Raw genomic sequence first — 19,164 nt, forward strand, 5'->3', positions numbered from 1 at the left:
AATACAATCCCAAACATGACTGATGCCAAATCCAATCCCCTGCACCAAGCGCTGTTCCGCATTTTGCGCCCGATGGCCAGACTGCTGTTGCGCAATGGCGTTCCGTTCGGCGAGTTCTCTGAGCTGGTGAAAAGGGCGTATGTGGAGGCTGCGCTGGAGGATTTCTCTGACGGGCGCCGCAAACCAACCGATTCCAGAGCGGCAGTGATGACAGGCCTTACCCGCAAAGAAGTGCGAAAACAACGAGAGATATTGGCGGGGCAAAGCCCGGTCAGTGAACGAACCTCTCATGCAAATCGCGCTTCGCGTGTGGTGTCTGGATGGGTGCACGATGAGACCTATCAGGCAGCGAATGGACAGCCCGCCGTGCTGGCATTCGAGGGCGCCGGGAGCTTCAGTGAGCTGGTTCGAAAATACAGTGGCGATATGACTCCCAGAGCGGTACTGGATGAGCTCCAGCGGGTTGGGGTAGTCGCGGTTGAGCCGGATACTGGGTTCCTGATCCTGAAACAGCGGGCGTATGTGCCGGCCGGAGACAGCGAAGAAATGCTCCAGATCTTCGGAGAGGACGTATCTGATCTTGTAGCCACTATTGATCACAATCTGGTGAGTCGGGATGTCGGGCGTGAGCCGCTGTTCCAGCGCACCCTGACCTATAATGAAATACCACCAGAGGTGATTACTGCGTGGCGTGAACAAGCCGCAAGGCAGTCCCAGGCCCTGCTGGAAGATCTGGACAGCTGGTTAGGGCCTCACGACCGGGGAGTATCCGGCCAGGAGGGCGGCGAATCGGTACGGACCGGCGTCAGCATTTTCTATTTTGAAGAGCCGGTTCAGACGAACAAGAGCGGAGACGAATGATGATGGCTCTTAATGTCCCGACCGGACAGCCCCCGCGCTGGCAAACCACCGAACTGGTCAGCATGCTGCTTTCACCGGGCGCCCGTCAGGTGGTGAGATACTGGCTGAGCTCCGAGCATTTCCTGGATGAGCAGAACCACCCGAGGGTGGTGCTTGCAACGCCCCATGAACCCCATTCCTTTGTTGAGCTGGTGCAAATCGCCAACCCAAACCTTGTGCCTTCTGTCGTGCTTGCGGAACTGCTTCGGAAGGGCATTGTGGAAACCCTGGAGAGCGGTCACGTTCTGTTAAAGAGAAGTGCTTATGCTCCCTGGGGTGCTACCGGTTCACTGAGCCTGGGCAATTACGATGATTTTGTTGACATCGACAAGCTACGACGACGCCACAACGACAGCTGACAATCAGTGGCGGGCCCGGATGGCCCGCAGGAGAGAACAATGTTCAGAGCAGTAACGCTTCACAGAATGCTGAAACTGGCCGCCGCACCGATCGCACTCAGCGTGTTGAGTGCCTGCGGCGGCGGTGGCGGTGGTGGAGTCGGCGTTGCCGACGGCGGCATCCGAGGCACAGGCTCCAGCGTTGGGCCGGTTTCCGGTTTCGGCAGCGTCTTCGTCAATGGCGTGAAGTTTGAGACGGATGGTCGCGTCAGCAGTGATGACGGCATTGAGCGTGAAGACCAGTTACAGGAAGGCATGATCCTGAGGATCGAAGGCGAGTGGCGGGTTGATGGCCGGGGGAATGCGGAGTCGGTCGAGTACGACGATACCTTCCGTGGGCGTGTGGACAATCTGACTCAGACCCTGGATGCCGACGGCATGGTCGAATCGGTGCAGTTCACCATCTATGAGCAGAATGTGGTTGCCGACCAGCAGACGGTGTTCAAGGACATTGCGCTTGAAACCCTGGCAGACGGCGCTTTCGTGCGCATCAGTGGCTGGCGTGAGCCGGACCCCAACGGTCAGTACCGGGCAAGCCACATTGGTTTGATGACGCAGGATGAAACCAACGTAGAGATTGAAGGCCGCATTGACGAGGGTTCATTGCAGCTGAATCTGAATCAGTTCAGCATTAACGGGCAGTTGGTCTCGTACACTGACAGCGCGTTCGCCGGGTCGCTGACGGAAGCCGATCTGGCGGATCTTCTGCTGGTGGAGGCCGAAGGTACGATCTCCAATGGCGTATTGATTGCCCGGGAAATCGACGAAGGCGAAACCCGTCGCTACCGTCGGGGCTCCGGCGATGACATTGAGTTCTCAGGCCCCGTGAGCACCGACTACAACGCATCGAACCGATCCTTCCGCATCAACGGCCTGATCGTCTTTGTCGACGACGACACCGAGTTTGATGATGGTTTGTCGGCCTCGGATCTGACCGCCGGCATGCTGATACAGGTTGAGGGGGATTTCCAGGACAATGGCTCCGTACTGGCTGAAGAAATTGAAGCTCGGGAGGGCAACGCCTCAGTAGACGGTGTCCTCGACGTCAACACGCTCAACTTCAACGACCAGACCTTCCGGGTTGGTGGTGTGTTGGTGCAGCTCACGCCACGGACGATCATCACCGACGATGACAGCGATCTGCGTCTGAAACTGGCGGACCTGAACGGCAGTTATCAGTTGGAAGTGGAAGGGATTGAGCGGCAGTCCGGCTCTGGCGTTGTGCTTGAAGCGATAAAGGTTGAGCGCAATGAGGAAGACAATGGGCCAGCGGCGGATCGTGAATATGAAAGCCAGGGTCAGCTCACGCACGTGCAGGGGACTGTGTTCACGGTACTGGGAATTGATGTGCAAACCACGATAAATACCCAGTTTGAAGGCACCAGCCGCGACGAGTTGATTGATGCCTTCGATGCCGGGCAGCGGCCGGTACTTGAAGTAGAGTATCGTGAGCCAACACCGGGCAACTTCGTGGCCGATGAAATCGAACTGGAAAGCGAAGACTGAGCCATGAACCACCTCGCCCACACCTTCCTCGCACCGGACTCACCGGAGGCGAGAGTGGGCAGTATCCTCGGGGATTTCACCCGGGGACTGGACTGGGACCATGTGCCGGCGCCGGTGCTCGAAGGCGTGCGGCACCACCTGGCGGTTGATGTATTCACCGACCAGCATCCGCAGGTGCTGGCCAGCAAAAGCCTGTTCTCAAAAGAGCGCCGGCGCTTTGCCGGCGTGGCCCTGGATATCCTCTACGACCACTTCCTGCTCCGGCACTGGGAACAGTTCAGTGACTGGGACAAAGATACCTTTATCCGGACCGTATACCAGGAACTGCAAAACCACCAGGCGCTGATGCCCGAGAACATGGCGGTGGTGACCCGTCGCATGGTCGAGCATGACTGGTTTGGCGCTTATCAGAATCTGGACAACATCGGCTATGCCCTCGATCGCGTGGCCAGCCGAATCCGCTTTGCCAACCGGTTTACCGGCATCATCGACGAAATCCGCGCCAACGAAGCCGAACTGGAAGGCCATTTTCTGGTCTTCTTTCCGGAACTTCAGGCCTTCGCCAACCGCTTTCCGGAATCATCCCATCAGGCGTGAACGGGCCTGCTGATACTCCGCTTCCAGACGCTGAACCAATGCTTCAACCGACACCACATCGTTAATCTGACTCACACCCTGACCGGCGGACCAGACGGTCTTCCAGGCCTTGGCTTCATCGTCCATGGGCTTGAGCTTCTCGCCGTAATTCACATCGCCGGCCTGGTTCAGCTTCTGCATATCAAAGCCAGCGGCTTCCAGACTCTGGCGCATAAAACTGGCCGGTACACCGGACACCGCCGGGGTATGGATGATATCCGCGGATACGGCTTCGATAATCATGTTCCGATAGGAATCCTCTGCCTCGGATTCCTCGGTATTGATAAACCGTGTCCCCATATAGGCCAGATCCGCCCCCAGTGCCTGGGCTGCCAAAAGATCCTCTCCGTGAGACAAACCGCCGGCCAGCAGAATGGTGCCCTCGAACACCTCACGGATTTCGTGCACCAGTACAAACGGGTTGGTGGTACCGGCATGGCCACCGGCGCCGGCGCTGACCGCAATGATGCCATCCACCCCGGCTTCCGCCGCCTTGCGGGCGTGTTTCTGATTGGTGACATCGTGGAACACCAGCCCACCGTAGCTTTGCACGGCTTCCACCACCTGACTGGCGGCGCCCAGGGAGGTAATGACAATTGGCACCTGATGTTTTACACAAAGCTCCAGATCCGCTTGCCAGCGCGGGTTGGTGCGGTGAACCACCAGATTCACCGCATAGGGCGCGGTTGTCGCGCTTGGTTGCTGCGCTTGCCATTGCGCCAGCTCGTCATTCATCTGCATCAGCCATTGCTCGAAACCCTCACTGCTGCGCTGGTTCAGGGCTGGAAAGCTGCCCACGATGCCGGCTTTGCAACAGGCAAGGGCCAGGCGGGGTGAGGAAATCAGAAACATGGGGGCGGCAATCAATGGAAGACGAAGTGCATTGTTGAGTTGTGCGGGAATTGGCATGTTGAGTCCTTGATTTTTATTGGAACTTTCTCAAGCTATGGGGGATCTTAGCCTGTTGCCGCAGAGCCGCGAAACCGGTTTTCTGCGATAGTGTGTAATTAACCTCCAGACAAGGAGCCCGTCATGGGTGAAGCAAAACGACGTAAGCAGACCGGCGCCCCCTCGCCACGCAACACGCAGGGCCGCAAATCACTGATCATCGTCCTGTCACTGGTGATTGGGGTGGCCGTCATTGCCGGCCTGTATTTCGTCACCAAACCACCGGCACCCAGCTCCGAGGCACTTCCCGTGGCGGCCCCCAACGCCGACGAATTTCCCGCCATTGTTGACCAGTACGGCGTCTCCGTTGGCAACGAAGACGCGCCGGTTGTCGTCCGCGAGTTCGCCGACTACCAGTGCCCGGCCTGCGCCCGCTTCGCCGAAGCCAGCCAGCGCCTCAAGAAAGAATATGTGGAGTCTGGTAAAGTCCGTTTCGTCTATTTCGACCTGCCTCTGCGCCAGCACCAGAACGCCATGCCCGCCGCCCTGGCCGCCCGTTGTGCGGGTGATCAGGACCAGTACTGGGCCATGCACGACAAACTTTACGGTTCCCAGTTGGACTGGAGTGGCTCCAACGATCCGACGGCCACCTTCACCCGCTACGCCAACGACCTCGGCCTGGAAGAACGCCGCTTCCGTCGTTGCATGGAAACCGAACTGCACCGGGAAGCTGTCGAACAGAGCCTGCAAGTGGCTGTCCAGCTCCGGGTCGCCAGCACACCCACGGTCATGGTCGACAACATCCAGTTGACCCGGCCCGGCTGGGGCCAGTTGTCGGCGGTTGTAGAACGGGAGTTGGCCAAAGCGGAGTAATGCGGCCATCCGCAACTTGCATCGGGGGCCTGGTTGATTAAACTTTGCCCCCTCGCGCCCACCGGCCGTGACAAATATCAAATCATGCTCCGGATTTACGATCCGGCCCGCAGGAGAAAACCATGAGCAACGAAATCGTCGTCTGCGCGCTCTACAAGTTTGCAGTCCTCAATGATTACAAAGGTCTACGCCAGCCCTTGCTGAACCTGATGCTGGAAAAAGGCGTGCACGGCACCCTGCTGCTGGCCCGCGAAGGCATCAATGGAACCATTGCCGGCAGCCGGGAAGGCATCGACGCTGTGAAAGCGTGGATTGGCAAAGACGACCGCTTCAACGGCATCGACTACAAAGAATCCTTCGTCGATATCCAGCCGTTCAAACGCACCAAGGTCAAACTCAAGAAAGAAATCGTCACCATGGGTGTCGATGGCATCGACCCGAAGCGGATTGTCGGCACCTACGTGGAGCCGCAACAATGGAACGATCTGATCTCTGATCCGGACGTTGTCCTGGTCGACACCCGTAACCAGTACGAAGTCGAGATCGGCACTTTCAAAAACGCCGTCAATCCGGCCACTGACACCTTCCGCGAGTTTCCCGAGTATGTGAAGCAGAACCTCGACCCGCAGAAGCATAAGAAAGTTGCCATGTTCTGCACCGGCGGTATCCGCTGCGAGAAGTCTACGGCTTATCTGAAAGAGCAGGGCTTCGAAGAGGTGTATCACCTCAAGGGCGGCATCCTGAAGTACCTGGAAGAGGTTCCCCAGGAGCAGAGTCTGTGGCAGGGTGAGTGTTTCGTATTTGACGATCGGGTAACGGTGAATCACAACCTGGAACGTGGCGAATACGACCAGTGCCACGCCTGTCGTCGGCCTATTACCGAGGCCGACAAGCAGCGCCCGGAATACGAACAGGGTGTCAGCTGCCACCAGTGCATCGACAGCCTGACCGAAGAACAGAAAGCCCGTTTCAAGGAGCGTGAGCGCCAGATGCGCCTGGCCCGAGAGCGGGGAGAAGAACACGTCGGCGGCGAGGCCGCACGCATTATTGCTGAGCGAAAGGCCCGCAAGAAGGCCGAACGGGAAGCACAGGCGCGCAGGAGTCTGGAGGGGGAAAAGCAGCGTAAGTCTGTTGTGAATTAACAGCCCCTGAGTAAGGAGATAGTATGTTGATCAGAAAACCCCTGGCGGTTGCCTGCCTGGTGGTGGCCCCCGTGGCCTGGGCCCAGGAAAGCGGCAACGTCGAAGGTGAGGCTGAGCTTGGCATTTTGCTGACCTCTGGCAACACCGAAGAAACCAAGGTGAATGGTAGGCTGGCCCTGAAACACGAGACGCCAACATGGCGAAATACCGGCGAGTTCAGCTCCCGATACACCGAAGCCGATGAAGAAACCACGGCAGAGGAGTATCAGGTTGCGCTGGAATCCGACTACAAGTTCGATGAGCAACAATACTGGTTTGTCAGAGGTTCCTGGGAAGACGATCGTTTCTCCGGTTACGATTTCGAGTCTACCTTGAGCACTGGTTACGGAAACCGCGTCTGGCAGGTGGGAGAGCGATCGTTCCTCGACCTTTCGGCGGGTCTGGGTTATCGGTATAACAAGCTTGAAGAGGTGAATGACGATGGCGACGACGCCGAAAAGGAAGCGATCGCAAGATTAGCCGCCCATTTCGACTACGCCTTATCGGACACCGCCCTGTTCCGGCAGAAGCTCAGTACCGAAATCGGACTGGATGAGAACAACACCATCAGCCAGTCCGAAACGGCCCTGCAGACCAGTATCGTGGGGTCGCTGTCGATGAAAGCGGCGTTCCGGGTAAAGCATGTATCCGATGCGCCCGCCGGTACTGAAAAGACTGACACAGAAACCTCGTTGTCTTTGCTGTACGGGTTCTGACACACCCGGTAGCCACAAACAAAAACGGGGCAGGGGAATAATCCTCTGCCCCGTTTGTTTTTGGGGTTACACGTTGTTTCTCAGGCCCAGTTCGTCCGGGTAGGGCGTCAGGTATTTCTGGGAGTGGAGGTAGTCTACCGGTTCCTTGCGTTGGGCCAGGCGCAGCAGCGTCATGGGCACCACCAGAGGTATCTCACCACGCCGGTAGGCTTCGATCTGCTCCAGCAGCACGGTTTTTTCCTCGGCCGACATGCCTTCTTTCAGAAAACCCAGCAGATGCTGCATGGCATTCACATGCGAGCCACGGCTTACCCGTTGGGTCATGGCTTCCATGAACTGATGGATGTAGCGGTCGGCAATCTGTTCCAGAGGTTCGGATTTGAGGTGGCCCAGCATCGGGCCCAGTTGCCGGTAGATCTTTTCTGAATGGGCCAGCAGCGTGAACTTGTGGCGGGTGTGGAAATCAATCAGCGCCTGCTTGGTCAGGTTTTCGCCTGCCACGTTCTGCATCCAGTCGTCGTAGGCAAATACCCGTTCAATGAAGTTTTCCCGCAGCATGTCATCGTGCAGGCGGCCCTCCTCTTCCACCGGCATCAGCGGGTAGGCTTTCATCAGCGCCTCGGCGAACATACCGCGGCCGTCCCTGTGCATGAAACTGCCTTCGGCGTTGTGAATCTTGATGCGTTCCATGCCGCAACTGGGCGATTTCGCCATCAGAATGTAGCCGCGCAGGTTGGCCAGCGAGGGAAGTACCTCGGCAATGAAGTTCTGCATGCCTTCGGTGTGGTCTTTGCTGCCCTTGCTTTCCACCAGATGAAGACCGTCTTCATGCTCACGCAGATGAATGGCGGGGCGGGGAACGCCAAGGCCGGCTTCAAGTTCCGGACAGATAGAGCGGAACTCGAAGTGCTTTGCCAGCACCTGGGTGCAGTAGCGGGAGTGTTTGTGGCCGCCGTCGTGCCGAACTTCCTTGCCCAACAGGCAAGTGCTGATGCCAACCGGTATACCGCTCACAGGCTTCTCCAATACACAAAAGTGACGTTACTGATACCGCTTACGTTGACTCAGTGTAAACCGATCAGAGCATTGCACCCAAGGTACTCATGAAGACGTTTTGTTACGTTTCTCCCGGGCAGCCAGGCTGGTCGCGTAAATGCCCCGGACATCCCGGGCAAATTGCTCGATGGAATAATCCTCGGCAAAGGCCCGGGCTTTGTCCGACAGCTCGGTGCGCAGTTTGTCGTCCTCAAGCAGCCGTTGGGCTTTCTCAATCCAGCGGGCCTGGTTCTCCGGAGTCTTGTAGCCGTTCAGGCCATCCCGAACCACATCTTCAATACCGCTGGAGCGAACCGCCACGACCGGCAGCCCGGCAGACATGGCTTCCAGAATCACCATGCCCTGGGTCTCGGATTTGGAGGCGAACAGGAAGGCATCGCCAAGGTTGTACCAGAGCGCCATCTCCTCCGGCTGAACCGCGCCCACCAGGGTAAAGTGAGAGCCCAGCTCCAGGCTGTCAATTTTCTTCTGTAGCCGGTCCCTCTGGTGGCCATCGCCAATCATCAGAAACCGGAACGGCACGTCGCTTTCCTGCCGCAGCCGGTCGATGGCTTCGATCATGAAGTCGATGTTCTTTTCGTTGGAAAGCCGGGCCACGCTGATAAAGACCTTCTCGTTGCTCAGCCCCAGTTTTTTCCGGAGTGCCTCCACGTCTGCGGGCTTCACAGCCTGGAAACGCTCGTACTCAATACCGGTGGGTTGTACGAAGGTGGGCGTGGTAACCCCGATCATCCGCAGGTATTCCTCGGTGGAGTAAGTCGGTACGATCACGCCATCGCAGCGGTTGGCGAAGCGCTTTATCAGAGCGTGGGAAATCAGGTTCCGGAACAGCATCCCGGGCAGGGGGACAAAGTGAGCGTAGTGCTCCAGACGGGTGTGGTAGGTATAGATGGCCGGAATACGCAGCTGACGGGCCATAAACAGCCCCAGGCTACCCAGCCAGAACGGATGATGCAGGTGAATCACATCCGGCCGGAAGGCCCGCACCTGCTTGCGGATACGGGCCAGGAAAATATTGGCCAGACGGAATTCCCTTTTCTCGCCCATGGCCAGCAGTGAGGGTACCCGCACCACGGCATCTTCCCGGTCCGGCTGGTCGCGATACCGGGGCGCGACAATCTGGGTGCTATCTCCCAGATGTTCCAGGCCACGGCGCAGCCGTTCAATGGAAATCGGAACTCCGCCAATGAAAGGCAGATAGTTGTTGGTGAACATGGTGACCCGCAACGGCTTTTCGAGCCACGGGGTGGGGTCCAGGTCGTAATCCGGGTAGTAATCCTTGCCGATGAAGATAACCTGGTAAAGCTTGATGGTCAGCGCCAAAAACACCGAGACGATCAGAATGAAGTTCAGATAGCCGGTGTAGAACAGGGAATACACGAAGAACCAGAAGCTCTCCAGCCGCTTCCAGACCGGATGCTGGCCCACTTCCAGACGCTCCATCTGGTAGCTGACGTCGCCGTCTGGAGAGACCCGTACGTCCACGTAGTGGTAGAAGCTATCCTCCGTATTCAGCACCAGTCCGCCGGCACCCCCGGTGGTGATGTAGGGCGTGCCATCCACCACCTGCTCGTCAAAGAGCGACAGGTTAGCCGAAAACACCAGGTCGATGCCTTGCTCCCGAATCAGTTGCAGCAACTCCTCCCGGAAGGCGGGAGGTTGCAGGTAGTCGTCTTCATCGTCGAACAGGGCAGGGGTTTCCGGTTGCAGAAGCGGGTGGCCAATAAACAGGATGTGGGCGTTGCTGGTGTCGTGGGCCAGAAGGTCCCGGAGCCAGCGCATCTGCCAGCGCCAGGGCGTTTTCCCGGTGCTGTCCAGGAAGATCAGCCGGGTATTACCGGCCCGCACACTGTAGAAATGGGGCCCGAAATGATCATAAAACCGGAAACTGCCAAAATTCTCGTATTCGTGCGGGCCGAAGGTGAGCAGATAGGGAATGTCCAGGTGGCTCAGGGTGCCATACAGTGCCCGGTATTTATCCTCGCCACCGCCGCTCACAGCATTGCCGGACGACACCAGAAAGTCCACACCGGCCTGATTCAGGGTCGGGATAAACCGGCGCTCGAAGATGCCCACGGAATTGTTGATGTTGCCCACCACCGCAAAACGGATACCGGAGCCTGGCGGAGTGCGTTGGTGGATGCGTTCAACCTGCTCGCTGTGCAGGGCCTCAAAGTCCTGTTTGAAGAAATTCAGGTACACCTTGTAGCCCACCAGCGCCACCACAATGGCCAGGCACAGATAGAACAGCAGTTTAAGCGGGTTACGACGGATCATTCCGGCCTCCGGTGGCTTTTGATCAGTTCCCTCTGCATCACCAGCAAACCGATGAGCATGCCCAGGTAGATAGTGAGAAAACGCCAGGCAATAGTGACCAGCACCAGGTGATCGCCCGACAGGATATCCCGGAAGAAACTGCCGAACACGCCTTCCGATATGCCAGAGGCCCCGGGAGTGGGGGAGAAATACATGATGAAGGTGGTCACCACCAGCAAGCCCAGAGTGGTCAGGTAATCCACCTCATAGCCCAGGCCGTGAATCAGCAGGGCGGGAAAACTGAACAGGCTGAGCAGGAACACGGCGGTGAACACTACCGACAGCAGTACGTCCCGTGGCGCGCCACGGAGGTATTCGCTGAAACACAGGGCAAACCGCAGCATTTCCCGCCGTAATTTGAACTGCCAGCGGTCGTGCCGGCGGTGGTTGATCAGATGTGCCTTGCGCAGGCCTGCGACAAGAGCGCTCAACGGCAGGATCATCCAGCGTGTCCGGAACAGCAGCACGGCGAAGAACCCCAGATAGAGCGACACAAACACCGCCAGTGCGGTGCCGATACCGGATGACCAGATGCCGCCGTCCAGGGCCTCCAGGCTCAATAGAAAGACCGGTGTCAGTGAGAAAATGAACGCCACTGCGAGTACCGTGCGGATAGTGGTGGCTGCCGTGGCCCGGGCCACCGGCACCCCATGGCGGGTGAGGTACCAGATCTGGGCAAACCCGCCCCCGGTGGCCATGGGCGTTACGTTGGAGAAAAACAGATTAATGAACACCAGCCGGAAGATCTTGCGCAATGGCAGCCGGTGCCCCAAAGCCTTGAGGGTGTAGTGCAGGCGCAGGCCATCGGCCATGAAATAGATAACCAGCAGGGCCGCGACCGGCAGCAGCAAGGCGGGAGAAAGCAGGCGATCGTCGAACTGGAAACTGCGGCCGGCGAAGCGGTCGTAAACCGCATACAGGCCGGCACCGGTCATGGCCACAAACAACAGGGCGAAGGCCGTAAGCCGTCGCCAGGAAGTCCGTTTCTGGTAGTTGCTGTCAGTGCTGTTGGTCATGCTCTGCCCGTCTGTTGGTGGCGGGCAGTGTACCCTGTGCAGGGCAGTGCTTGTCCAGTTTGGCTTAGTAACCGTAAACCATCAGATTGGTGTTGGTGATGGCAAAGTCTGTGAACTGGACCGAGCCGATGCTGGTGTCACCCATGCGGAATACCGGCATGTCGATATCAGCCCGGAATTCCACATCGTGTACAGAAAGGCCTTCTTTGCCAGAAGCGGCACTGGTGCCCCGGGACAGGTTAGCCTTGGCATGGGCCATACCAAAGTGCCCCAGGGTATCCGAGCCACGGCGGTTATGGATCTGTAGCCCTTCAATGCCAACGGCGGCGAAGTTGAACAGCAGGATCACGTCGGCTGCGTCCCAGTTCAGGCTGCCGTTGCTGATTTCGAAATGGGTATCGAGCTGCAGTTCGGAGCCAGACACCACGTTGCCATTGGCCAGGGTGCGCGTGGCGCCGCCGTTATTGCGGATAACCAGATCGGTGGGGCCGATGTAGCCCTGCAGCAGGATGTTTGAGAACAGACTGGCGCTGCCTTCACTGCCGGTGGTGGTAATACTGTCGATGGCCAGTTCGAAATCCACCGCCTGCAGATAGTCGGTCAGGCTGGTGGGGTCGCCGTAATCGCTGGCCCCCAGATGAATCACCAGGTCGCCGCTGTCGAACTGTTTGCCGAAACTGCCGCCAACGGAGTATTTCGCCAGGGCATCCGCGACATCGGGATTACTGGTATCGAGCAGGCCGGCGTTGGCGCGGCGTGCTATCTCGGAGAAACCGTGCTCCAGAACCTCGCCACTGCCCGCGATATCGATGGTCAGCTTCATGTTGTCCAGCACGGTATCGTTCTGGCCGGACAGTCTCAGACCGTTAATTCCCAGAGAGCCTTCATCGGTCCAGATCAGGTGATCAATATTGAGCTTGGTTTCCAGTTCAATGGTGACTCCGGCCTGGCCGGTCACACCCGCCAGGGTTGAGTCATCCAGCGGCTGGAATTCGGCCATGGCAGGCACGGCTAATGAGGCGCCGGCCATCAGGCTCAGGCAGGCGAGGGATCTTCTGGCCTCAGGAATGAGAAAAGACATGTTGGCCCCGGTTCGTTCGACGATTTGTTGTTATTGATTGATTCAGAACACCTGACGTGTGCTGATCAGCCGCAGGGACAACACAACCAGAGCTGCGGTCGTTAAAAGTTACATATTGTTACTTTAAGCCTGAAGGCGGGGGTGATCTGTGAGGCTGGTCACAACCTGAACAGTCGTGACCGGTGTTTCAATCCAGTGCCTGGCGGATGAGGTTTTTCTGATGCTCGGCGAAGCCTCGGATCAGCTCAGTGGCTTTGGTCGCATCCCTCGCCAACACCGCCTGGGGCAACTCCGAGAAAAACGTACTGGTGGTTGCAAGGCCCTTACGGTATCGGTCTGCTCCAAGGTAATAGGCGCGGCTAACGGCAGGTTTGAAGTTGGACAGCGCCTCGGTCAGGTAGGGGTTGGCGACGACCTGGCAGCAAGCTTCCATCACGTTAAAGCTGGCTTCCACCACCCGGGTGATATCGGGTTGGGGTTCTTTTATCCGTTCGACCACCTGCGAGACCGCCACCAGTAAACGGTCTTGGTCTGCCTCCTGCCAGCGCTCGCACAGGCGTGAGGCCAGCATCATCAGCAAATGCATATAGACGTCGTAGAGCTCCGAGGCGTATTCAGCATTCAGCTGGGTTGCAGAAGCCCCTTTCCTTGGTGTGATTTCCACAAGGTGCCATCGCTCCAGGGTATAGAGTGCCTCTTTCACGGATGCCCGGCTCACTTTCAGTTCCGAGGCCAGTGTGGCTTCCTGAATACGCTCTCCGGGACGGATCTGCCCGGTCATGATGCGCTCGGCCAGGAAGTTGGCAATCTGCTCTGCCAGAGTATTGGGCACCTGAAAGTCCATAGGGGGCTCTGTCTGCTCACTGTCGGGTTGTTAGACAAACTTGGAACGGCGGGAGTGTAGCACAGCCGGAGTAATGCCGGTCACTACCTTGAAATCTGGCTGTGTAGCACGCAGGTATAGGGTTCGAATCCTCCAAACGTAAGGGAAACCAACATGCCCAAGCATTTTGAGCAGGCCCCGGGCCTGTACGATGACCCCGTTCCCGAAACCGAAGGCTATGTCTTTAACCAGACCATGATGCGTATCAAGGAGCCCGAGCGTTCCATGGACTTCTACACCCGGGTACTGGGCATGCGCCTGGTTCGCAAGCTGGATTTCCCGGAGATGAAGTTCACGCTCTACTTCCTGGGCTACCTGGACGACAAGCAGGCCCAGTTTGTGCCAAACGATGATGGCCACCGGACTACCTACACCTTTGGCCGGGAAGCGATGCTGGAGCTTACCCATAACTGGGGCACCGAAGACGATGCCGACTTTGCCTACCACAACGGCAATGATGAGCCCCAGGGCTTCGGCCACATCGGCATTGCCGTGCCCGATGTCTACGCTGCAAGTGAGCGTTTCGAAAAGCTGGGCGTGGAGTTCGTGAAAAAACCGGACGACGGCAAAATGAAAGGCCTGGCCTTCATCAAAGACCCGGACGGCTACTGGATTGAGATCCTGCAGCCAGACATGCTGGAGAAGCAGCGCAAGGACAGCTGATCATCCAGCTGCTCTTTACCCCGGCGTTCAGCTCTCCTGGCTGGCGCCGGGCGCCTTGCCATAGCGCGAGGCGACAATCACCGCCACCGTCAGAATGAACGCGCCCGCAACGCCAATCTGCCCCAGTTCCTCTCCCAGAATCAGCCAGGCCAGCAAGGCAATAAACAAAGGTTCGAGCACGACGACAATGCTGGATACCGTCGCCGGCGTGGTTTTCATCCCGGTAAAAAACAGCAGATAGCCAATGCAGGTGGGCACCACGCCGATGTACAGTACCATCAGCCAGTGCTTTAGCCCCATCGTCTCCAGCCCCGCAAAGCCGCCAGTCAGGGCCACCACCGGCAACAGCAGCAGTGCGGCGGTACCAAAGCAGATAAAGGCGGTGGTAAACACCGGTGTGCCGGTTGAGTTGTAGCGGCTGGTCAGGGTGAAGCCGGTGTATACCGCTGCCGCCAGCAGTGCCATCAGAATGCCTGCCAGTCGCAGGGTGCCGGCGGTGTCCATGTCACTGACCACCAGCATGCCCGTGCCCAGAATCGCGGCAATCGCGGCCAGGATAGTGAGCAGCCCTGGTTTCTCGCCCAGCAATGGGGCAGCCAGAATGGCCACCAGAACGGGTGGCAGACATAGGGATATCAGGGTGGCAATGCCTGCCCCGGTCAGATCCACCGCCAGCAGATAGCTGCCCTGATAGAACGCCTGGAACAGCCCCAGGGCGGTGAGGGTGAGCATGGCCTTGCCGCTGAGAGAACGCAAAGAGCTGCCGGGCACCGTCTGGCCGGGGTTGCGGGCCACCAGCTGCCGTTGCTCGCGCCGCATCAGTAGCCAGAAGAATGGCAGCGCAACCACCAGGCGTAAAAAACCGAGGGTGATGGCCTCCAGTTCCGTACCATTGAACAGAAACTTGGCGACAATCCCTGTAGTGGCCCAGAGCAAAGAGGCCAGGGCAATAAGAAGTGCTCCGTGGATCATGACAAACTGCCGGTTGGAGAAACAAACAGGCAAGGGTATCAGCGGTAAGTGCGTGGCGCCATAAGGGAAAGGAGAGGGGCAGCGAGGCTGCCCCGGGGCTTATTTCACGGCGAGACGGTCGGCGTTCTTTTCAACCGTACGCGCACCAATACCCTTCACATCGGCCAGTGCCTCAATACTGTCGAAGGGGCCGTTGGCTTCGCGGTAGTCAATAATGGCCTGGGCTTTGCTCTCACCGACACCGCTCAGAGACGCCAGAGTGGCTACATCTGCGGTGTTGATGTTCACGGCGGGCTGCTCGCTGGCGAAGGCTGCAGAGCCAGTGATCAGGCTGAAAAACAGAACAAGGGTGGCCAGAAATGAGGTTGGTTTCATCGGTGATCTCCTGATTGTAATAACGTTGTTATGAACAGTCAGGCACGACAACCCATTGAGAGTATTGGTGATTCGAAACGGTGCAGAACAAAAAGGGGAGGGTGTGTGCGAGGGCGGTTTAGTGCACGGAAAGGGACTACTGTCCGTGTAGTCCCCAAATTCCGTGGCTGACCCCTGCCTGATCCATCAGGCTGCGCATCATCCTGAGCACTTCATCCTTGCAGTCATCCCTGTAGCCCTGATCCATCGGGCAACTCCGAATCCGTGGAGTTCTCATCCGTGAGCCAACGTCCGTGCTGGCTTGTCATCCCTGACAATGCTCATTCTACGGAAGATGAAATTTCGGAAAATCGGACATCCGCCAGATGGTTTGTGCGAGATATCCCACAGAGCTGTGAGCTTTACGGTGAACCTGAATTCATTGTTTTCAGGGTATTTTTTCGGGCAATTTATTGCCTGAAAATCAGGGCGCTACCAGATGGTGCAGTGGGTTTTTCGTGGCTTGCACCAATTGAGGGCGGCGGGTTGGCCGAAGCACCGGATTGAGGCCTGAAACGGCGCACCAATTCATTGCAGAGCCGGTTCGGGCATGTTTTTTGTTGTCTAACATTATGTTTTGTAAGTGCTTTTTTGGTTGTTGGAACGGCGAATGCAATTGGCTGTTTGCGTTTGACGACCCAAAACCAACGAAAAGGACGCACAACATGAGCATCAAAAAACACGTGAAACTGGGCCTCTCTGCATTGGCGCTGTCTGTCTCCCTCGGTTCCATCAATACCGCGTTTGCCGCCGAAGACCCCATCAAAGTGGGTATTCTCCATTCCCTGTCCGGCACCATGGCCATCAGTGAGACCGCACTGAAAGACACCATGATGATGCTGATTGAAAAGCAGAACGAAGCCGGTGGCGTGCTTGGTCGCCAACTGGAGCCGGTGGTGGTTGACCCTGCTTCCAACTGGCCGCTGTTCGCGGAGAAAGCCCGTGAGCTGCTGGAGAAAGAAAAGGTCGACGTGATCTTCGGTAACTGGACCTCTGTGTCCCGTAAATCCGTACTGCCAGTGGTTGAGGAACTGAACGGCCTGTTGTTCTACCCGGTTCAGTATGAGGGTGAGGAATCATCTGAAAACGTGTTCTACACCGGTGCGGCGCCCAACCAGCAGGCGATTCCAGCGGTTGATTACCTGATGAACGATCTGGGTGTTGAGCGCTGGGTGCTGGCGGGCACCGACTACGTTTACCCACGCACCACCAACAAGATTCTGGAAACCTACCTGAAAGACAAAGGTGTGGCCGCCGGCGACATCATGATCAACTACACGCCTTTCGGCCACTCTGACTGGCAGACCATCGTGTCTGACATCAAGAAATTCGGCAGCGCCGGCAAGAAGACCGCCGTGGTCTCCACCATCAACGGCGACGCCAACGTGCCCTTCTACCGTGAACTGGGCAACCAGGGCATCTCCGCCACCGACATTCCCGTGGTTGCGTTTTCCGTGGGTGAACAGGAACTCTCCGGCATCGACACCGCTCCGCTGGTTGGCCACCTGGCTGCCTGGAACTACTTCATGAGCGTGGATAACGACGCCAACTACGACTTCATCGACGCCTGGGTTGCCTACAAGGGCGACGATGCCGCCGTGACCAACGACCCGATGGAAGCCCATTACATCGGTTTCAACATGTACGTTGAAGCGGTGAAGAAAGCCGGCACTACCGACGTGGATGAAGTGAAAGACGCCATCATCGGGGTGAGCGTACCGAACCTCACCGGCGGATACGCCACCATGATGCCGAACCATCACATCACCAAGCCGGTGCTGATTGGCGAGATCCAGGACAACGGCCAGTTCTCGGTGGTCTGGGAAACCCCGTCTACCGTGGCTGGCGATGCCTGGTCTGACTTCCTGCCAGGTTCCAAGGACCTGATCAGTGACTGGCGAGCGCCTCTGCGCTGCGGCAACTTCAACGTGGTCACCGGCAAGTGCGGTGGTGGCTCGGCTGACGTGGCCTCCAACTAAGCTCCAACCGGGCACAGCCGGGCAGGCCTGAGCCTGCCCGGCTGTGCTCCCGAATTTCCAAGCCAACAGGAATGAATCATGAGCATTCACCGATTGCTCGCCAGGATGGTATTGGCTGTCTGTCTGGCTCTAGGGGCCACACTGGCGAATGCCCAGGCGCAGACGAATGCGCCGGAAGCGCTGCTGAAACGGCTCATAGAAGCCGGGCAAGCTGAAAAAACCGACTTACTCAAAGCCCTCTCCGAAACCGGCGACGAACGCGCCCGGGGCTGGCTGGAAGCCGTTCGCGACGGCAAACTCGCGATGATTGAAGACACGGGTGCCCTGGTGATTGTGGTAAACAACCGGGGCCGTAACTGGCAGATCGCCGACGCCCTGACCGGCGAAGACCTGGGTGAAATGTCGCGCCGGGATCTGCAAAGCCTGCGGGTGAACAACGCCCTGCGGGCCGACATCGAGGGCATCCTCTCGGTGATCGACCTGACCGTGGCCGACGCTGGTCAACGCCTGGCGGCCGCCCGCAACCTGCTGGGTGAGGTAAATGAAGCCCTGGCAACCCAGTTGCAGGCCCGCTTGCAGGTAGAAGGCAACGAGCGGGTGCGGGACATGCTCACTCATGCCCTGGCCATTTACCAGGTGGAGCAGGGCGATATTGAGGCGGTAGCCACTTTGTCGGGCAGCCTGAACCCGACCGTCCGTGCCGCCCTGAATAATGCCGTCAACAGCGATGACCCTGCGCTGGCGGCTGCGGCCGAGAAAGCCCTGGCCAGCATTGAGCAGAAACTGAAACTCAACCGCGCTGCCGAAACCCTGTATTTTGGCCTGTCCCTCGGCTCGGTACTGGTACTGGCCGCCATTGGCCTCGCCATCACCTTTGGTGTGATGGGCGTGATCAACATGGCCCATGGCGAGCTGATCATGCTCGGTGCCTACACCACCTGGGGCATGCAGCAACTGTTCCCGGGCCAGCCTGGCCTGGCCCTGATCCTGTCCATCCCGGCCGGATTCCTGGTGGCGGCGCTGGCGGGCATCGCCATCGAACGCAGTGTGATCCAGTACCTGAAGGGCCGTCCGCTGGAAACCCTGCTGGCCACCTTCGGCATCAGCCTGATCCTGCAGCAACTGGTGCGTACCGTGATTTCCCCCCTCAACCGCACCGTGGTCACGCCTGAGTGGATGAGCGGCTCGATCATGGTGAACGAGGCGTTGTCGCTCACCCTGAACCGCCTGTACGTGATTGGCTTTGCCCTGGTGGTATTCGCCGGGCTGATGCTGATCATGCGCAAGACCCGCCTGGGTCTGGAAGTCCGTGCGGTTACCCAGAACCGGGCCATGGCCCGCTCCATGGGCATCAAAGCCACCAAAGTGGACATCATGACCTTCGCCCTGGGCTCCGGCGTGGCCGGGCTGGCGGGCGTGGCCCTGTCGCAGATCACCAACGTCGGCCCTAACCTGGGCCAGAACTACATCATCGATTCGTTCATGGTGGTGGTGTTCGGGGGTGTGGGCAATCTCTGGGGCACCCTCATTGCCGGGGTTTCCCTCGGCACCATCAACCAGCTGCTGGAACCCTGGGCGGGGGCGGTCCTCGCCAAAATCATGGTGCTGGTGCTGATCATCCTGTTCATTCAAAAGCGGCCACGCGGGCTATTCCCGCAGAAAGGCCGTGCGGCGGAGGGCTGAGTT

At 58.2% G+C, this 19,164-nt stretch carries 19 protein-coding genes; 11 read left to right on the forward strand and 8 right to left on the reverse strand.

Annotated features, from left to right (window positions below):
- Window positions 1-15: 15 nt before the first annotated feature.
- Genes QPL98_RS10950 through QPL98_RS10965 form a run of 4 tightly spaced genes read left to right on the forward strand, consistent with a single transcriptional unit; the run spans window position 16 to window position 3,401 of the window.
- Window positions 16-861 carry a DUF6502 family protein gene (locus QPL98_RS10950; protein ID WP_014422397.1) on the forward strand — a complete coding sequence of 282 codons (846 nt, stop codon included), beginning with the start codon at window positions 16-18 and terminating at the stop codon, window positions 859-861.
- Window positions 858-1,259: a hypothetical protein gene (locus QPL98_RS10955; protein ID WP_141067061.1), complete on the forward strand. Its 402-nt coding sequence runs from the start codon at window positions 858-860 to the stop codon at window positions 1,257-1,259. Before QPL98_RS10950 ends, QPL98_RS10955 begins: the two co-directional genes overlap by 4 nt.
- Before the next feature lie 39 nt (window positions 1,260-1,298).
- Window positions 1,299-2,804, forward strand: coding sequence for a DUF5666 domain-containing protein (locus QPL98_RS10960; RefSeq protein WP_183576763.1), 1,506 nt, complete (start codon window positions 1,299-1,301; stop codon window positions 2,802-2,804).
- Between the two features lie 3 nt (window positions 2,805-2,807).
- On the forward strand, window positions 2,808-3,401 hold the full coding sequence (locus tag QPL98_RS10965) for an ACP phosphodiesterase (protein WP_303293240.1): 594 nt from the start codon (window positions 2,808-2,810) through the stop codon (window positions 3,399-3,401).
- Here the strand turns inward: QPL98_RS10965 and QPL98_RS10970 are convergent.
- Window positions 3,384-4,349: a nitronate monooxygenase family protein gene (locus QPL98_RS10970; RefSeq protein ID WP_303293241.1), complete on the reverse strand. Its 966-nt coding sequence runs from the start codon at window positions 4,347-4,349 to the stop codon at window positions 3,384-3,386. The genes QPL98_RS10965 and QPL98_RS10970 overlap by 18 nt on opposite strands.
- Before the next feature lie 123 nt (window positions 4,350-4,472).
- Here QPL98_RS10970 and QPL98_RS10975 point away from each other — a divergent pair, with 123 nt between their 5' ends.
- From QPL98_RS10975 to QPL98_RS10985, 3 genes are all read left to right on the forward strand, one after another.
- Complete coding sequence (locus tag QPL98_RS10975) at window positions 4,473-5,201, forward strand: DsbA family protein (protein WP_011786455.1); 729 nt, start codon at window positions 4,473-4,475, stop codon at window positions 5,199-5,201.
- Window positions 5,202-5,323: 122 nt separating this feature from the next.
- On the forward strand, window positions 5,324-6,343 hold the full coding sequence (locus QPL98_RS10980) for a rhodanese-related sulfurtransferase (protein ID WP_303293242.1): 1,020 nt from the start codon (window positions 5,324-5,326) through the stop codon (window positions 6,341-6,343).
- Between the two features lie 23 nt (window positions 6,344-6,366).
- On the forward strand, window positions 6,367-7,098 hold the full coding sequence (locus QPL98_RS10985) for a YdiY family protein (RefSeq protein WP_303293243.1): 732 nt from the start codon (window positions 6,367-6,369) through the stop codon (window positions 7,096-7,098).
- A gap of 66 nt (window positions 7,099-7,164) precedes the next feature.
- Here the strand turns inward: QPL98_RS10985 and QPL98_RS10990 are convergent, their stop codons facing one another.
- From QPL98_RS10990 to QPL98_RS11010, 5 genes are all read right to left on the reverse strand, one after another.
- Window positions 7,165-8,112, reverse strand: a complete 948-nt coding sequence (locus tag QPL98_RS10990; RefSeq protein WP_303293244.1) for a DUF523 and DUF1722 domain-containing protein — start codon at window positions 8,110-8,112, stop codon at window positions 7,165-7,167.
- A gap of 87 nt (window positions 8,113-8,199) precedes the next feature.
- Window positions 8,200-10,431: a glycosyltransferase gene (locus QPL98_RS10995; RefSeq protein ID WP_303293245.1), complete on the reverse strand. Its 2,232-nt coding sequence runs from the start codon at window positions 10,429-10,431 to the stop codon at window positions 8,200-8,202.
- A complete protein-coding gene (locus tag QPL98_RS11000; protein WP_303293246.1) occupies window positions 10,428-11,486 on the reverse strand; it encodes a lysylphosphatidylglycerol synthase transmembrane domain-containing protein in 1,059 nt (352 codons plus the stop codon). The genes QPL98_RS10995 and QPL98_RS11000 overlap by 4 nt, the downstream gene beginning before the upstream one ends.
- 64 nt (window positions 11,487-11,550) lie before the next feature.
- Complete coding sequence (locus tag QPL98_RS11005) at window positions 11,551-12,567, reverse strand: DUF6160 family protein (protein WP_303293247.1); 1,017 nt, start codon at window positions 12,565-12,567, stop codon at window positions 11,551-11,553.
- A gap of 187 nt (window positions 12,568-12,754) precedes the next feature.
- Entirely contained in the window at window positions 12,755-13,411 is a 657-nt protein-coding gene (locus QPL98_RS11010) for a GntR family transcriptional regulator (protein ID WP_303293248.1), read from the reverse strand.
- A gap of 153 nt (window positions 13,412-13,564) precedes the next feature.
- On the opposite strand from QPL98_RS11010, the gene gloA reads away from it, so the two are divergent.
- Window positions 13,565-14,113: a lactoylglutathione lyase gene (gene gloA / locus QPL98_RS11015; protein WP_222533874.1), complete on the forward strand. Its 549-nt coding sequence runs from the start codon at window positions 13,565-13,567 to the stop codon at window positions 14,111-14,113.
- A 27-nt stretch (window positions 14,114-14,140) separates the two neighbouring features.
- Here the strand turns inward: gloA and QPL98_RS11020 are convergent, their stop codons facing one another.
- Both QPL98_RS11020 and QPL98_RS11025 read right to left on the reverse strand, forming a co-directional pair.
- Window positions 14,141-15,085, reverse strand: a complete 945-nt coding sequence (locus QPL98_RS11020; RefSeq protein WP_303293249.1) for a DMT family transporter — start codon at window positions 15,083-15,085, stop codon at window positions 14,141-14,143.
- 99 nt (window positions 15,086-15,184) lie between these two features.
- Complete coding sequence (locus QPL98_RS11025) at window positions 15,185-15,460, reverse strand: ComEA family DNA-binding protein (protein WP_303293250.1); 276 nt, start codon at window positions 15,458-15,460, stop codon at window positions 15,185-15,187.
- Between the two features lie 279 nt (window positions 15,461-15,739).
- Here QPL98_RS11025 and QPL98_RS11030 point away from each other — a divergent pair, with 279 nt between their 5' ends.
- From QPL98_RS11030 to urtB, 3 genes are all read left to right on the forward strand, one after another.
- The gene (locus tag QPL98_RS11030; protein WP_303293251.1) at window positions 15,740-16,006 is read left to right on the forward strand and encodes a hypothetical protein; all 267 of its coding nucleotides are present in this window, start codon (window positions 15,740-15,742) and stop codon (window positions 16,004-16,006) included.
- Window positions 16,007-16,164: 158 nt separating this feature from the next.
- Window positions 16,165-17,478, forward strand: coding sequence for an urea ABC transporter substrate-binding protein (urtA, locus tag QPL98_RS11035; protein WP_303293252.1), 1,314 nt, complete (start codon window positions 16,165-16,167; stop codon window positions 17,476-17,478).
- Between the two features lie 78 nt (window positions 17,479-17,556).
- A complete protein-coding gene (gene urtB, locus QPL98_RS11040; protein ID WP_303293253.1) occupies window positions 17,557-19,161 on the forward strand; it encodes an urea ABC transporter permease subunit UrtB in 1,605 nt (534 codons plus the stop codon).
- Window positions 19,162-19,164 lie beyond the last annotated feature (3 nt).

It is taken from the genome of Marinobacter sp. ST-43 (assembly GCF_030541085.1).
Classification (GTDB): domain Bacteria; phylum Pseudomonadota; class Gammaproteobacteria; order Pseudomonadales; family Oleiphilaceae; genus Marinobacter; species Marinobacter nauticus.

Coding starts and splice junctions, on each gene's coding strand:
- QPL98_RS10950 (WP_014422397.1), top strand. CDS start 16: ATGACTGATGCCAAATCCAATCCCCTGCACCAAGCGCTGTTCCGCATT.
- QPL98_RS10955 (WP_141067061.1), top strand. CDS start 858: ATGATGATGGCTCTTAATGTCCCGACCGGACAGCCCCCGCGCTGGCAA.
- QPL98_RS10960 (WP_183576763.1), top strand. CDS start 1,299: ATGTTCAGAGCAGTAACGCTTCACAGAATGCTGAAACTGGCCGCCGCA.
- QPL98_RS10965 (WP_303293240.1), top strand. CDS start 2,808: ATGAACCACCTCGCCCACACCTTCCTCGCACCGGACTCACCGGAGGCG.
- QPL98_RS10970 (WP_303293241.1), bottom strand. CDS start 4,349: ATGCCAATTCCCGCACAACTCAACAATGCACTTCGTCTTCCATTGATT.
- QPL98_RS10975 (WP_011786455.1), top strand. CDS start 4,473: ATGGGTGAAGCAAAACGACGTAAGCAGACCGGCGCCCCCTCGCCACGC.
- QPL98_RS10980 (WP_303293242.1), top strand. CDS start 5,324: ATGAGCAACGAAATCGTCGTCTGCGCGCTCTACAAGTTTGCAGTCCTC.
- QPL98_RS10985 (WP_303293243.1), top strand. CDS start 6,367: ATGTTGATCAGAAAACCCCTGGCGGTTGCCTGCCTGGTGGTGGCCCCC.
- QPL98_RS10995 (WP_303293245.1), bottom strand. CDS start 10,431: ATGATCCGTCGTAACCCGCTTAAACTGCTGTTCTATCTGTGCCTGGCC.
- QPL98_RS11000 (WP_303293246.1), bottom strand. CDS start 11,486: ATGACCAACAGCACTGACAGCAACTACCAGAAACGGACTTCCTGGCGA.
- QPL98_RS11005 (WP_303293247.1), bottom strand. CDS start 12,567: ATGTCTTTTCTCATTCCTGAGGCCAGAAGATCCCTCGCCTGCCTGAGC.
- QPL98_RS11010 (WP_303293248.1), bottom strand. CDS start 13,411: ATGGACTTTCAGGTGCCCAATACTCTGGCAGAGCAGATTGCCAACTTC.
- gloA (WP_222533874.1), top strand. CDS start 13,565: ATGCCCAAGCATTTTGAGCAGGCCCCGGGCCTGTACGATGACCCCGTT.
- QPL98_RS11020 (WP_303293249.1), bottom strand. CDS start 15,085: ATGATCCACGGAGCACTTCTTATTGCCCTGGCCTCTTTGCTCTGGGCC.
- QPL98_RS11025 (WP_303293250.1), bottom strand. CDS start 15,460: ATGAAACCAACCTCATTTCTGGCCACCCTTGTTCTGTTTTTCAGCCTG.
- urtA (WP_303293252.1), top strand. CDS start 16,165: ATGAGCATCAAAAAACACGTGAAACTGGGCCTCTCTGCATTGGCGCTG.
- urtB (WP_303293253.1), top strand. CDS start 17,557: ATGAGCATTCACCGATTGCTCGCCAGGATGGTATTGGCTGTCTGTCTG.